Source organism: Kribbella sp. NPDC051620, from assembly GCF_044453825.1.
GTDB lineage: Bacteria > Actinomycetota > Actinomycetes > Propionibacteriales > Kribbellaceae > Kribbella.
This window is the reverse complement of sequence record NZ_JBITDB010000005.1, coordinates 176492-190157: the sequence shown is the minus strand read 5'-3', so window position 1 is coordinate 190157 and position 13666 is coordinate 176492. Positions and strand designations below refer to the sequence as shown.

The 13666-nt window shown below is 67.5% G+C and carries 15 protein-coding genes; 6 read left to right on the top strand and 9 right to left on the bottom strand.

Features of this window, described 5'->3' with window-relative positions:
- Nucleotides 1-2 precede the first annotated feature (2 nt).
- Nucleotides 3-1091 carry a thiamine pyrophosphate-dependent enzyme gene (locus tag ACIA12_RS25490; RefSeq protein WP_396369592.1) on the bottom strand — a complete coding sequence of 363 codons (1089 nt, stop codon included), beginning with the start codon at nt 1089-1091 and terminating at the stop codon, nt 3-5.
- Between the two features lie 118 nt (nt 1092-1209).
- Here ACIA12_RS25490 and ACIA12_RS25485 point away from each other — a divergent pair, with 118 nt between their 5' ends.
- Both ACIA12_RS25485 and ACIA12_RS25480 read left to right on the top strand, forming a co-directional pair.
- The gene (locus ACIA12_RS25485) at nt 1210-1698 is read left to right on the top strand and encodes an Lrp/AsnC family transcriptional regulator (protein WP_396369591.1); all 489 of its coding nucleotides are present in this window, start codon (nt 1210-1212) and stop codon (nt 1696-1698) included.
- A 31-nt stretch (nt 1699-1729) separates the two neighbouring features.
- Entirely contained in the window at nt 1730-2290 is a 561-nt protein-coding gene (locus ACIA12_RS25480; protein ID WP_396369590.1) for a hypothetical protein, read from the top strand.
- A gap of 12 nt (nt 2291-2302) precedes the next feature.
- Here ACIA12_RS25480 and uppS read toward each other — a convergent pair whose 3' ends face one another.
- From uppS to ACIA12_RS25465, 3 genes are all read right to left on the bottom strand, one after another.
- Nucleotides 2303-3079 (bottom strand): polyprenyl diphosphate synthase, encoded by a 777-nt coding sequence (gene uppS / locus ACIA12_RS25475; protein ID WP_396369589.1) that lies wholly within the window; start codon nt 3077-3079, stop codon nt 2303-2305.
- A gap of 99 nt (nt 3080-3178) precedes the next feature.
- Nucleotides 3179-3427, bottom strand: a complete 249-nt coding sequence (locus ACIA12_RS25470; protein ID WP_396369588.1) for a hypothetical protein — start codon at nt 3425-3427, stop codon at nt 3179-3181.
- Between the two features lie 57 nt (nt 3428-3484).
- Complete coding sequence (locus tag ACIA12_RS25465) at nt 3485-4483, bottom strand: magnesium and cobalt transport protein CorA (RefSeq protein WP_396369587.1); 999 nt, start codon at nt 4481-4483, stop codon at nt 3485-3487.
- A gap of 233 nt (nt 4484-4716) precedes the next feature.
- On the opposite strand from ACIA12_RS25465, the gene ACIA12_RS25460 reads away from it, so the two are divergent.
- On the top strand, nt 4717-6009 hold the full coding sequence (locus ACIA12_RS25460; RefSeq protein ID WP_396369586.1) for a histidine kinase: 1293 nt from the start codon (nt 4717-4719) through the stop codon (nt 6007-6009).
- Nucleotides 6003-6665, top strand: coding sequence for a response regulator (locus tag ACIA12_RS25455; RefSeq protein WP_396369585.1), 663 nt, complete (start codon nt 6003-6005; stop codon nt 6663-6665). Before ACIA12_RS25460 ends, ACIA12_RS25455 begins: the two co-directional genes overlap by 7 nt.
- On the opposite strand, the gene ACIA12_RS25450 is transcribed toward ACIA12_RS25455, so the two are convergent.
- Nucleotides 6656-8149, bottom strand: coding sequence for an alpha/beta fold hydrolase (locus ACIA12_RS25450; protein ID WP_396369584.1), 1494 nt, complete (start codon nt 8147-8149; stop codon nt 6656-6658). The two genes, ACIA12_RS25455 and ACIA12_RS25450, sit on opposite strands and share 10 nt — an antisense overlap.
- Nucleotides 8150-8304: 155 nt before the next feature.
- On the opposite strand from ACIA12_RS25450, the gene ACIA12_RS25445 reads away from it, so the two are divergent.
- Nucleotides 8305-9276, top strand: a complete 972-nt coding sequence (locus ACIA12_RS25445) for a 2-hydroxyacid dehydrogenase (protein WP_396369583.1) — start codon at nt 8305-8307, stop codon at nt 9274-9276.
- 17 nt (nt 9277-9293) lie between these two features.
- The gene (locus ACIA12_RS25440; RefSeq protein WP_396369582.1) at nt 9294-9791 is read left to right on the top strand and encodes a DUF2199 domain-containing protein; all 498 of its coding nucleotides are present in this window, start codon (nt 9294-9296) and stop codon (nt 9789-9791) included.
- 3 nt (nt 9792-9794) lie between these two features.
- On the opposite strand, the gene ACIA12_RS25435 is transcribed toward ACIA12_RS25440, so the two are convergent.
- The 4 genes from ACIA12_RS25435 to ACIA12_RS25420 all read right to left on the bottom strand — a co-directional run bounded on the left by ACIA12_RS25435 (nt 9795) and on the right by ACIA12_RS25420 (nt 13591).
- Entirely contained in the window at nt 9795-10301 is a 507-nt protein-coding gene (locus tag ACIA12_RS25435; protein ID WP_396369581.1) for a DinB family protein, read from the bottom strand.
- A 2-nt stretch (nt 10302-10303) separates the two neighbouring features.
- A complete protein-coding gene (locus tag ACIA12_RS25430) occupies nt 10304-11176 on the bottom strand; it encodes an alpha/beta fold hydrolase (protein ID WP_396369580.1) in 873 nt (290 codons plus the stop codon).
- Between the two features lie 13 nt (nt 11177-11189).
- On the bottom strand, nt 11190-11603 hold the full coding sequence (locus tag ACIA12_RS25425; RefSeq protein WP_396369579.1) for a VOC family protein: 414 nt from the start codon (nt 11601-11603) through the stop codon (nt 11190-11192).
- An 86-nt stretch (nt 11604-11689) separates the two neighbouring features.
- Nucleotides 11690-13591: a heparinase II/III family protein gene (locus tag ACIA12_RS25420; protein WP_396369578.1), complete on the bottom strand. Its 1902-nt coding sequence runs from the start codon at nt 13589-13591 to the stop codon at nt 11690-11692.
- Nucleotides 13592-13666 lie beyond the last annotated feature (75 nt).

Here is a 13666-nt window from a genome sequence, read left to right as displayed (position 1 = left end):
GATCAGGCCTCCTCTCGCGACAGTTCGTCCTGCAGGAAGGCGGCCTGCTCGACCAGCTGTGGCGTCGGAGTCGCGTACAGATGCGCGAACAGCTCCGCCGGATCCGGCGACACCTCCTGCATCAACCCGACGCGCAGGTCCTCGGCGACCTTGTCGGCAGCGGCAGCCGCCTCGTCCCGACGCGCGTCATCCAGCAGACCCTCGGTCGTCAGATACGCCTCCAGCCGCTTCAGCGGATCGCGCTCCAACCAGGGCTGGACCTCGGCCTCGTTGCGGTATCGGGTCGCGTCGTCGGCGTTCGTATGCGCCTGTACCCGATACGTGTGCGCCTCGATGAGCTGCGGCCCCTCGCCGGCCCGCGCCTTGGCGACAGCGGACCCGAGTACGGCAAGCAGCCCGGCAAGGTCGTTGCCATCGGCCCGCTCGCCCGGTACGCCGTAGCCGATCCCCTTGTGCGCAAGGGATGGCGCGACCGTCTGACGCGCGAGCGGGACGGAGATCGCGTACTCGTTGTTCTGGATGAAGAACACCACCGGCGCCTTGAACACGGCCGCGAAGTTCAGCGCCTCGTGGAAGTCGCCCTCGCTGGTCGCGCCGTCACCGCAGAGCGCCATCACGACGGTGTCCTCACCCTTGAGCCGCGCGGCGTGCGCAACCCCGACGGCATGGATCAGCTGCGTCGCGAGCGGGGTCGACTGCGGCGCCACCTTGCGTTCGTACGGGTCGTAGCCGGAGTGCCAGTCGCCGCGCAGCAGCGTCAGCGTCTCGATCGGATCGACACCGCGGCTGACGATGGAGACAGTGTCCCGGTACGTCGGGAACAGCCAGTCCTGCTCGCCGAGCACCATGGTGGCGGCGATCTGGCAGGCCTCCTGGCCGTGCGACGACGGGTAGACCGCGAGCCGGCCCTGGCGGACGAGCGCACTGGCCTGGTCGTTGATCCTGCGGCCCACCACCAACTGTGCGTAACCGTCGACGAGAGCTTCGGCAGGCGGCACCCCGTACTGCGGGTTGTCGTGCCGCCGGCCGTGCTCGTCGATGAGCTGAACGGGGTGATCGGAGGGGAGCAAACGCTCCTCGACGGTAGTCATGAACCCTCCTGCGCAGACAGACGTACGGATGGTTCATCGTCATACTTATGGCCATTCGGATCCATAGCTGGGAGAATCCTCAGACGTTCGGTCCGGTGATGCCCATTGGAGGAGCAGAATGTCCGATGACGTGAGGGTCCGCCCGGCCGAACCTGGACAGATGGTCGTCGCCCCGGCGCTGGACGAGATCGACCGGCAGATCGTGGCGGCCCTGAGCCGCGACGGCCGGCTCTCGATCAGGGCCCTGGCCGACCAGGTGCACATCTCCCGCGCCAACGCGTACGCCCGGGTCGAGCGCCTCACGACGACCGGCGTCATCACCGGGTTCACCGCGACCGTCGACCCGCTCAAACTCGGGCTGGCCACGTCGGCGTACGTCACGCTGAGTCTGCGGCAGAGCTCCTGGCGCGCGCTGCGCGAACAGCTCCAGGCCATCCCGGAGGTCAAGCACATGGCTCTGGTCGGGGGCGATTTCGACGCGATCCTGCTCGTCCGCGCCGCGGACAACGAAGGGCTGCGCCGAGTGGTCCTCGAGAAACTCCAGGCCATCCCCGAAGTACTGGGCACCCGCACAGCCCTGATCTTCGAAGACCTCGGCAGCCTTTAGCGCTGCCCCCACCCACGACGTACGCTGCCGCATGAACTGGGCGAAGCTGGTCGGAGTCGGGATCATCGGCTGTTGCCTGCTGAGCAGTGCGACGGGCTGCGGGCCGAAGCGGTCGAATGCGGTGATCGGGCTGTCGGTGGACGACGGCGGCCGGCCGGTGATGGTGCTGCAGGACTGCCAAGGGGTGATCGACGAGATCGAGTTCTACGACGTCTCCGTTGCTCCGTCGAACCCGACCATCGGAAGTACTCCGATGGTCGAGTACACCAATTCGGATCCGCGGAAGGCGGTCGCCACGATCCCGCTGGCGGGTACCGACGAGTGGCAGCCATCCGGTCCGGCGCCGGCTTTGCAGGCAGCCCGGAAGTACACCATCAAGATCTGGGGTGATGACCACAATTGGGCTGCCCTGGAAGCGGGCTTCACGCTGGCCGACCTCAAAGGGCTGAGGCCTGGGATGGTCCGCTACCACCCACCGACCGAGAGCCCTAGTGCCGGTGGTTCGCCGATCGAGCGCACGTTCTCGGCAGACGGTCAGGACTGGTACATCGTGACGCCGCTGGGCGACTTCACGCCGGACGACTGCTCGTAGCGCCGGCCGGTACTACGCGCCGCGGCGGCGGTGGCGGTCGGCGTACGAGCGGAGGGCGCGGAGGAAGTCGACCTCGCGGAAGGCCGGCCAGTACGCCTCGCAGAAGTACAGCTCGGAGTAGGCGCTCTGCCAGAGCAGGAAGTTCGACATCCGCTGCTCGCCGCTGGTGCGGATGATCAGGTCGGGGTCGGGCTGGCCGACGTTGTAGAGGTGCTTGGTGATGTCGTCCGCGTTGAGCGTCTCGGCCAGGCCGTTGAGATCGTTGCCGGAATCCGCTTCGGACTCGAGCAGCGACCGGACCGCCTCGACCACTTCCTGGCGGCCGCCGTACCCGATCGCGAGGGTGATGTGGTTGCCGGTGGCGACGTCCTTCGTCGCGTCGACGGCGTTCTTCAACGCGTGCGCGGTGCTGTCCGGCAGCAGGTCGAGCAGGCCGGCGATGTGGACCTGCCAGCGGCCGCCGGGTTGCGCGAGCCGGCCGGCGACGATCTCCTCGACGACCTCCATCAGGTAGGCGACCTCGGCGTCGTCGCGCTTGGCCAGGTTTTCGGTGGAGCAGAGGAAGACGGTGACGTGCGGTACGCCCGCGGTCTCGCACCAGCCGAGCAGGTTCTCGATGTGCTCGGCGCCGCGCCGGTGCCCGACGCTCGGATTGCTGTGTCCCTTCCCCCGCGCCCAGCGCCGATTCCCATCCGTCACCACACCGATGTGCTCGGGCAACGCACGACCGGCGAGCTGGGAACGGAGGCGACGGACGTACAAGGCATACAGCGGACTGGTGGCGGGCATGCGGAGTAACTTACTCGTCTCGGTCCGTAACGCCCAGCCCGTCGCCCACTCCTTGAAACTCCCTTTGCATACTCAACAACCTCAACAACGCAAGGCGTTCTACTCGACTTCTCTGACCGGTACGTCGCTCAGGATCAGCTCGAGGTCGGCCGCGCGGTCGCGGCGCCGGCGGAAGTAGCCGCGGATCAGCACGCCGATGCCGCCGGCACCGAGCCAGGTGAAGCTGATCGTCCCGCAGAACACCGCCCAGACGGCGGAGCCGAAGCTCTGATCACGAACGACCACGCCGATCACGCTGCCGATCGCCCCCACCACCAGGCCCACCCAGAACAGCGGGTCCCGCGTCATCGGCTCATCGAATCCCATACCTGCTAGATCGCCTCCGGCGTGCGGTTGTTACGCCGGCTACGTGCCGCGGGTGGCGCGTTGGTGGCGGATCCAGATGAAGAGGATGACGCAGGGGATGAGCAGGCCGCCCAGGCCGAGGACGGCGAAGTCCCAGAAGGCGCCGACGTGGTCGACCAGCCAGCCGAAGTTCTGGCCGAAGAAGCCGGTGACGAAGGTCAGCGGCAGGAAGACGGTCGCGAGGATGGTGAGCTGCTCGATGGTCGCGTTCTGCTGGACGCTCACCTTCGTCTGCTCGACCGAGATCACCGCCATGTTCGCCTCCAGCACGGTCGCGAGCAGGTCGCGCTGGGCGGCGACCTCCTCGTTCACCAGCACCAGATGGTCGTGGACGTCACGGAAGTACGGCAGCAATCCGGTACTCCGCGCTCCGCGTTCGATCGTCGCCAGCACCGCGAGCAGCGGGTGCACCGCACGGTAGAAGTCGGTGACCTCACGCCGGAGGAAGTAGATCCGCTCGGTCGGCGCCACCGAGCCGGCGAACACCGTCCGCTCGACCTCCTCGATGTCGCGCTCGAGCTCGGCGACCACCGGCCCATAGGTGTCGACGACCTGGTCGAGGATTGCCCAGAGCACCGAGTTGGTCCCGTTCTCCAGCAGCTCGGGGCGTTGCTCGAGCCGGGTCCGGGCACCGTGCAGCTCGCTGGCGACGCCTTGCCGGACGGTGATCACGAACGACGGGCCGACGAACACGCTGACCTCACCGAAGTCGACCTCCTCGCGCTCGTCGTCGTACCGGGCGGTGCGGAGGATGACCAGGCGGATGTCCCCCTCGTACGGCTCGACCTTCGGCCGCAGATGGAACGTCTGCGCGTCCTCGACCGCGAGCTCGTGCAGCCCGAAGTTCTCGCTGACCTGCGCCAGCTCCTCCGTGGTCGGATCGAACAGCCCGAGCCAGACGAACCCACCCAGCCGGCAATGCGACGCGGCATCCTCCACCGACATCGCCCCGACGTGCTGCCGACGGCCGTCCCGGTAGTAAGCACAGTCGATGATCATGCTCAGCTCCTCACTGTCTCCTCCGATGGTGCTCGCCGGTACGACGCCCGCGGTACCCCCGGCTTTGCCGGCCGCACTGCGCCCGCGGTACGGCGGTATTGCCGGCTCAAGGCTCGGACGGAACCGGCCAGGCGCCCCCGCGGTGGGACGGCTCGCGCGATTGCGGCGTACAGGCGGGTGCACCGTGGGGAACTACAGTGGCCGGTGTGCTTGGCGAGCGGGTGGAATCGTGGGTGCGCTCGCATGAACTTGCCGTCGACGCGTACGTCGCGGGGGCCCTGCTGGGTGGTTGCCTGCTCTTCGAGGTGATCGCTGGAAGCGGCTGGGGCTCGTTCGTGCTGACGGTGCTCCTGGTGGCGCCGCTGGTGGTGCGGCGGCGAGCTGCGGTGGTTTGCGCGGCGATTGTGATGGCGGCAGCGCTCGTGCAGTGGTTGACGGTGCGTGACAGTGCTGGTGCGTTGCCTGCTGATGTCGCCGTACCGATGGCGGTTTACGCGCTTTCGGCGTACGGGCCGCTGTGGGCTGGGCGGGTCGGGGTGGGCTCGGGGCTGGTTGGCGCTGTGCTGGGTGGGTTGTCCTGGCCGCAGTTGTCGGAGGCGACGGCGGCGCATGTGCTGTTGGGGGCGTTCATGGCCAGCACGGTACTGGCGGCGTGGGCGTTCGGGACGCTGCATCGCGTGCGCTTGGAGCAGTTGGCGGCGCGCGATCGGCTGGCGGTACTGGCTGAGAGGAACCGGATCGCCCGGGAGATGCATGACGTGGTGGCGCATTCGCTGGCAGTACTGATCGCGCAAGCCGATGGCGGACGGTACGCCGCTACCGCCTCCCCCGAAGCCGGCACCGCGGCCCTCACCACAATCGCCACCTACGCCCGCCAAGCCCTAGCCGAGACCCGCCAGATCCTCGGCGTACTACGAGACGGCCCGTCCCCCACCACCCCGCCCCCACCGACTCCCGGCCTGGCGGACATCCCCGTCCTCATCACGCAACTCCAGGCAGCCGGCCAAGCAGTCACCCTCACCATGCCAACCCCACCCGCCATCCGCGCCGCCGACCCCGGCCGCGAACTGACCGCCTACCGCACAGTCCAGGAAGCCCTCACCAACGTGCTGAAACACGCAGGCCCCGAAGCACACGCATCGGTAGCACTCGACTGGAGTGCTACCGAGCTGCAGATCACCGTCACCAACACCGACAGCACACCTGACCCCGATGCGGCAGCACCCAACGCTCGAGGGACGGGTGGAGTAGACGAGCGGCCCTCCAGGGCCAAGGTGGACGAGCGCCCCTCCGGGAACGAGGTGGGCGAGCGAACCATCGCGGAGGTGCTGCGCGAGCGCAGGTCCGGGAACGGCGTGAAGGAGCAGGCCGCCGAGAGTGGGGCAAGCGGTGGGTACCCCGGCGGCGGGGTGGGCGGGTATGGGTTGGTGGGGGTGCGCGAGCGGGTGGGTGCGTACGGCGGGACGGTGGAGGCTGGGCCGTGGGGCAGCGGTGGTTGGCGCTTGGAGGTGCGGCTCCCGTGGTGACGCCGATTCGGGTTTTGTTGGTTGAGGATCAGGGGTTGGTGCGGGCTGGGTTCAGGATGGTGATCGAGTCGCAGGACGACCTGGCCGTCGTGGGGGAGGCTGGGGATGGGGTCAGTGCGGTACGGGAGGCTGAGCGGTTGGCGCCGGATGTGGTGGTGATGGACGTTCGGATGCCGGGGATGGATGGCGTGGAGGCGACTCGGCAGACGGTGGCGTTGGAGTGTTCGCCTCGGGTGATCATGCTGACGACGTACGACCTGGACGAGTACGCGCTCGCCGCGATCCGCGCCGGCGCCAGCGGGTTCTTGCTGAAGGACGCGCCACCCGAGGAGATGCTGGCGGCGATTCGTACCGTGCATGCAGGAGACGCCGTACTGGCCGCCTCCACGACACGACGACTGCTCGAGCACCTAGCGCCTCGGGAGGATGCGGCCGCAGTACGCGCGGTAGGAGCGTTGACCGACCGCGAGCGCGAGGTACTGACCGCCATCGCCCGCGGCCGCTCGAACGCCGAGATCGCCGAGCAACTGGCTGTCTCCCCCGGCACCGTGAAGACCCACGTCAGCAACCTCCTGGCCAAGCTAGGCATCAGAGACCGAGTCCAGGCAGTAGTAGTCGCCTATGAAGCAGGCCTAGTCCGCCCCGGTCACCGCTGACCCCGGCAGCTCAGATCACCCGCCGGCAGGGCGCCTTCACCCAGGTACCGGTTGACGGTGTCGTCTACGCAGGGGCTGTAGGGGAAGACCCCGTGGCGGTAGGCGCCGGTGACGGTTAGCTGACGGGAGCCTTTGAGGGCTTGGTGCATGGCTAACTGGCCGGGGTACGGCGTGGCGGGGTCACCAGTGGCGCTGACGATGAGGGCAGGTCGGTTGTTGTCGATCACTGTCGGCTGCTCGACCGGTGAGGTCGGCCAGAAGGCGCATGGGGTGATGTGCCGAGCCAGTGGTCCGTACAGCGGCTCAGTAGCGAGATGCGCCCGGATATCCCGGTAGTAGACCTCCGGATCACGCGGCGCCGCCCGATCCGCGCACTGGTTCGCATTAGTCGCACTGAAGCCGAACTCCGGGATCACCTCACCCAACTCATAGAGCCCGAACCGCTCGTCCTGCGTCGCCGTCGGCGTCACCACCAGCCCATCCGCCGCATCCCGCAACACCCGAACCTGCGCGCTGAACTCCCCATACAACTCATCAGTGTCAGCAACAGTCAGCAACAACCCCGGAAGCATCGCCGCATCCACCCGATGCGTGCCAACCGCCAGCGGCCGCCGCTTCGCCACCCGGGCGATGTGGTCGACCGCCGCGAGCACCCGCGCTTTCGTAGTACCGAGCCCGTACTCCGAATTGCGACGCGCAACCCACGCCGCCCAATCCGCCAGCGCGCCGGCGTCCGCCGACGCCGTCTCCCGAGTCCACCGCGGCCCGTACGAATCCGGCCCGTGCGAACTGTCGAGCACGAATCGGTCGCTGTTGCCTGGGAACAGCTGGAGGTAGACCGCGCCGAGATAGGTGCCGTACGACCAACCCAGGAAGGAGATCCGCCGCTCACCGAGCGCCTCACGGACCCGATCCAGGTCGCGCGCGATGTTCCGGGTGGAGGCGAACGGGAGCACCTCGGCGTACGGCGCGCAGCGGCCGGCGAGATCCTTCGCGAGGCTGACGCTGTGCTCGAACGACGCGCGATCCGGAGTACCGAACTGGACGAGGTTGAGGTAGCGGTTGGTCGGCCAGTCGCATTCGAGCGGCGTACTGCGGCCGAAGAAGCGCGGGTCGATGCCCACGAGATCGTAGGTCGCGGCGACCTTCGGGGACGCCTCGAGGAAGACGTTGACTCCTTGCCGGGAGGCCTCCGGACCGCCGACGTTGACGACGAGCGTCCCCTGGCGATGCGGTCGGTCGGTCGCGAGCCGGCGGGCGATGGCGACGGTGATCTGCCGCCGGGCCGGATGGGCATAGTCGAGCGGCACCTGCAGTTCGGCGCACTGCGCGCCCACCGCATCCAACTGCCGCCCGACCTCATCGGCAGAACCGGTACTACAGCCGTGCCAATCCAGCGCGGGTGCCCGCGTTGTAGCTGTTGAGGTTGTCGCCGTGGTGATCGTCATGGTTGCGGCGAGGGCCGCGGCCAAGGTTTTTCGCATACCCGAAAACCTAGGAACCGGAGCGGACGCGCACATCGCGCCGCGGAACGACCTTCTGGCGGCAGTTCTCTGCCGTCCGGGGGATGGGCCCTCCGTCTCACGGCGGAGGCGGCGAAATAGGGTTGGCCACAAGTCCTCGACCCGCGGGAGTTGCGATGTCACGTCCCACAGTGCTGATGCCCGGCCCGATGAACGAGACCGTGCTGACCGGTACCGCGGAGCACTTCGACGTGATCCGCCTGTGGGAGGCCGACGACCCGGACGCGGTACTGGCCGAGCGGGCCAAGGACATCACCGCCGTTGCGACCGGCGGTACCGCGATCGACGGCGCGTTCCTCGACCGCTTGCCCGCGTTGCGGATCGTCGCCAGCTTCGGCGTCGGCTACGACAAGATCGACGCGGTGGCGGCCGCCGAGCGTGGGGTGATCGTCACCAACACTCCCGGCGTACTGGACGACGAGGTCGCCGACACCGCCCTCGGCCTGCTGTTGATGACGGCCCGCGAACTCTCCCGCGCCGAACGCTACCTGCGCGCCGGCTCCTGGCCTGACGGCGCGTACCCGTTGACCAAGGCAACGTTGAAGGGCCGCACGATGGGCATCCTCGGCCTCGGCCGGATCGGCGAGGCGATCGCCCATCGCGCCCGGGCATTCGGCATCGACATCGCGTACCACAACCGTCACCGCAAAGACGTTGCCTACACCTACTACCCGACGCTGCTCGAACTGGCCACCGCCGTGGACATCCTGATGATCGTCATCCCCGGCGGCGACGAAACCCGCCACCTCGTCAACGCCGAAGTCCTCAAAGCCCTCGGCCCCGACGGCATCCTCATCAACATCGCCCGAGGCACGGTCGTAGACGAAGCAGCCCTGGCCGAAGCCCTGGCCACCAACATCATCCTCAGCGCCGGCCTGGACGTCTTCGAACACGAGCCTCAAGTCCACCCCGCCCTCCTGGACCTCCCCAACGCAGTCCTACTCCCCCACGTAGGCTCCGCCACCATCCCCACCCGCAACGCCATGGGCCAACTAGTAGTCGACAACCTGCTCAACTGGTTCACCCACGGCACCCCACTAACCGCAGTCCAAGAATCCACAGACCTGGTCCGCCGGTCACCCGCCTGACCCCGCATACTCACCCGGTGGAGACCGACACCTGCCCGACCTGTGACCGAGCTACCGACGCACACGACCGACACGTCCGCTTCCAGCTGCCGACGCCGCTGTTCGACCTGCCGGACTGGGAGCAGCTGCCCGGTCTATGGATGAGCCACGCCACTCCCAGCGACTCGGTGATGCTGCAAGCCGACGGGTTCGGCGCGTTTGTTCGCGCGTTGCTGCCGATCCGCCTGGAAGGCGATCACAAGCTGACGTACGGGGTCTGGATCGGCGTCCATCCTGCGCAGCTCCAGGAAGCGTTCGCCGTCTGGTGGGGTGACAACCCCGCCTACGCCGAGCTGCGTCTGGAGGGCGTCCTCGCCAACCGGATCGCTCCGTGGGATCTGCTCACCAAGCCGGTCGTCGCGACTGTCGTCAACCAGGACGAGACGCCGTACTGCACCTCATCGCCTGATCCGTTGCTGAGCCGGGTCATGGCTGAGAGCTGGCCGCATGACGAGGTGCTCGCTCACCTGCCCTGAGGCCTACTTCGGGAGGTCCCAGATTCGGTTGGTGGACCAGGCGTACTCCCAGGCCTGGATGTCGGGAGGCTCGATGCCGAAGCCGGTGAGGATGGCGCAGACCTGCTCGCGGTGGTGGTTGGCGTGGTTGAGGGCCTGGGCGATGAAGATGCCGGCGTGGCAGGCGCGGAGGCCGTTGTCGACGACGATGACGCGCTCGACGTCGATCGGCTTGCTGAGGACGTCTTCCCAGAGGAGGCGGGCTTCTTCGGCCCACTCGGCCAAGGTGGCGAAGTCGGCGTCCGGGTTGCTGCCGTCGGCCCAGGGCAGAAGATCGCTGTCCGCCAAGCGGCGTACATAGCTGCCGTCGCAGGTGATGATGTGGTGCAGCGTCGCGAGGATGCCGCCGTACGTGCCGACCCCGGTCACCTCGAGCTGCTCCGCGGTGAAGTTCTGAGCCCGGCAGAACGTGAGCAACGACTGGGTCGCCCAGTTGTTGTGCCGTACCGCGTCGAAGAGCACCTCGTTCACGGCTACCCCAATCTGCCGAGCACCTCGTCCCAGTGGTTGTGCAGACTACCGAGATGCCCTTCGCCCGGACGAACGATTAATTCGGCCCCCGGAATCCGCTCCGCGAGCCACTCACCGTTGCGGACGGACGCATTGGCATCGAGCTCGCCGTACCAAAGACTCACCGGACAACTGATCACCTCAGGCCGGAACTCCCAACGCCTGAAGGAGATCGCGGCATCGCGCAGATAGCCGGCCGTGTTGACCAGCGCCTCGCGAACGGCCGCGGCGATCTCGGCAGCCGTCTGCCGCCCGGCCACCTCCGCGTCCAGCTCACTCAACCCGGCGCAGAACCTCCCAGCCAATGCCTCGTCGTCCGGATCCCCAGGCGCGAGCTTCGCCACATACGCCTCGAAGTCCGGCCGAATCAGCTCCATCGCATCCCCGGGCTTCGTCCGCGCCAAGGCCCGGAACAAACCCTTCTGCTCCACCCCGAGATCATCACGGTGATAGGGCGGATCAAGCGCCGGAACCTCCCCCGGACTCGCCACCACCCCGACTGCGGTCACCCGCTCGGGATCCCGCGCCGCGCACGCCAGCGCATACGGCCCACCGATGGACATCCCCAGTACGCCGTACCGCCCGACGCCCAGCTGATCGGCCACTGCCGCGACATCATCCGCCACCGACAAATGGCTCGCCGAAGCCTCGGTCGACAACCCGTACCCCGGCCGGTTGACCGCGACCAACCGCAACCCGGTACGCCGGGCCGCCACGTCCCCGCAGTACGCCGCGTGCCGTGTGTCCGGGCACCCGTGCAGGAAGAAGACGACCGGCCCAAGCAGGTCGCCACCGCTCCAGTACTGCGCCTGCCGACCATCCGGCAGACGCAGCAACTCCGTCGTCAGTTCAGCTCTGCGGTTGGGAGATGTTGACCATCCAGGAGATGCCGAACCGGTCGGCGACCATGCCGAACTCGTCGCCCCACATCTGCTTCTCCAGCGGCATCGTCACCGTGCCGCCCTCGGCGAGCTTGTCGAAGAGCCCGTGCAGCTCCTCGCCGTCGTCACCACTGAGGCTGACCGAGATGTTGTTGCCCGGCTGGAAGTCCAGGTGCGACGGAGTGTCCGATCCCATCAGCGTGTAGCCCTGCGGCGTCTCCAGCATCGCGTGCATGATCTTGTCGGCGTTCTCGGTGTCCGGCGCCCCGAACTCACCGAAGGTGTTCAGCGCCAACTCACCTCCGAAGACGCCTTGGTAGAACTCGAACGCCTGCCGCGCATCTCCGTTGAAACCGATGTACGGATTGAGTCGTGATGCCATCAGTCTGCCCCTTTTGCCCGAAATTCCCCTGACCGCTCGCACACTAGACCCACCCCCGGACACTTTCGAGATCTCGGCCCGGACGGTCACCGAACGCGGTAGAGAGACCCCGCCGGAGTGATCCCGAAGGACGTCTTGACGCCCGCGACGACGAGGTCGACGACGTACGTCGTACCGGACCAGCGGCCCTTGTACTGCACGGATTTGGTGGCTGGTACGGGCGCGATCACGGACAGGATCGAGGCCGTCGTCCCCGAGCGCGCGAACATCAGTGTCGGGGCGGACTTCCGGGTGAAGATGTTCGGGTAGTGCCAGCCCTGGATCGGGTTGGTCTGACCCTGCTTGACCAGGATCGCACCGCGGGGCAGCGGCTGCCGGTACGGCACCTGGAACAGGATGGTCCGGCTCGCGTCGCCAGACTTCATCCCGATCGCCGTCGTACGTGAGTAGACCGTCGCCTTCTGGTCGGACGGCAGATGCCACAGCGTCTGGAACTGCTGCGCCTTCTTGCTGCTCGCCCGGTCCAGCGTGACGATCAGATCCGGATTCTTGAGCACCAGCACCGCGCGATACCGGCTGACCCCCACTCCCGGCACATCGGCGAACTCATAGAATTCGGTAGTCGGGTTGATAACTGACCGGGTCAACTTTGTGACCGGGTTGGTCTGCACGGCCGACGGAGTCGTCATGGCACTGGCTGCGTACGGACTGCACACCCAGGTACGCCAGACGCCTGGCTGGTAGCCGGAGTGACCGCCGTCGATCAGGATGTCCCGGCCATGCGACGTGTAGGTGATCGCCGTGTGGTCGCTGTGACCGTGCATGGCCCGCGACGGCCCGAACCGGATGCTGTACGCCGACTCCTGCGTGAACGGACGCGTCTCGCCCCACCCCGTGCGACCGAACACATAGCCCGCCCTGAAGGAACCGATCCGCCGGCCCGGAGGAGTGCCCTCACGGCCGAGGCTCCCCGCATAAGCCAGCGGCGTACCAGGGTCCGCGCCAGTAGCGACCACTTCCGAGTCGCCGAGCTGGTGCAGTTTGCCGAGGGAGTTGGTAGCGAGCGCAAGCCAGCCGGCCATCAACTTTCGCCGCGCGGTGATCGTTGTACCGGGGTTGGCTCCGCAGGCTTTGAGCGCGGTGACGGCACGGCCCCAGAGGTAGTAGTTGAACTGGGCATAAGCCGTCGACTGCTCGTTGGACGAACCCTGCGAGTCGATCGCGGTGGTGATTCCGGCCGCCAGCCGGTTCTGCGCGGTCGCCTTGTAGTCGTTGCGATTCAGGGTGCAGCCGACGCCGAACAGCGCGATGCTCTCGTCCGTGCCGTGGTTCCACGCCCCACTCCAGTTCGCGGTCAGGAACCTGGCATGGTTGACCAGCGCGACGTCGAGCCACTTGTACGCCGCCGGTAACGCTGTGACGCCCAGCCCTGCCATGATGGCCTGGCGCAGGCAGAGCAGCACGTTGGTCCGGTGCATCGTCGACTCGAAGGCGCCGGCGTCCCCCTTCCAGGAGTACGGATTGTCGGCGACCCAGTCCTTGCTGATCGCGGCGACCCTGGCCATCGCGGAGGTATCCCCCTTGCCGGCCGCGATGATCCCTTGCCCCAGCCAGCGCAGCGAGTGGAACCACATGTACCAGCTGCGGTTCTTGTAGGGATTGAGCCGCCAGTTGATGTTCCCGCTGCCGTTGCCGACCTTGTACGCCGCGTACGGACCCCACGCATACTTGTCCGCCTTGAGCATCGCCACAGAGGTCTTGTCGTCGACCGTGTTGAAGCCCGGGCAGGCGTAGGTACCAGTCCCGGTCGCCAGGCCGGCCAAGCTCTTCACGTCAGCCGCGGCGGGCGTAACAGCCGGTACGACGTTGCTCTCGCCCGGCTCGAACTGCGCCACCCCCACCTCAGGCAGGTCGGGCAGCACCGCGATCCCCGGCCTCACCGGCTGGGCCGCCACCACCTCCGGCGCGGCCGCCACCACCTCCGGCATACCAGCGACAAGCGCTCCCAGCACAAGCGCGAACCCCACCGCCGCACTCACAGACCGCCGACCCGCCATGACTTC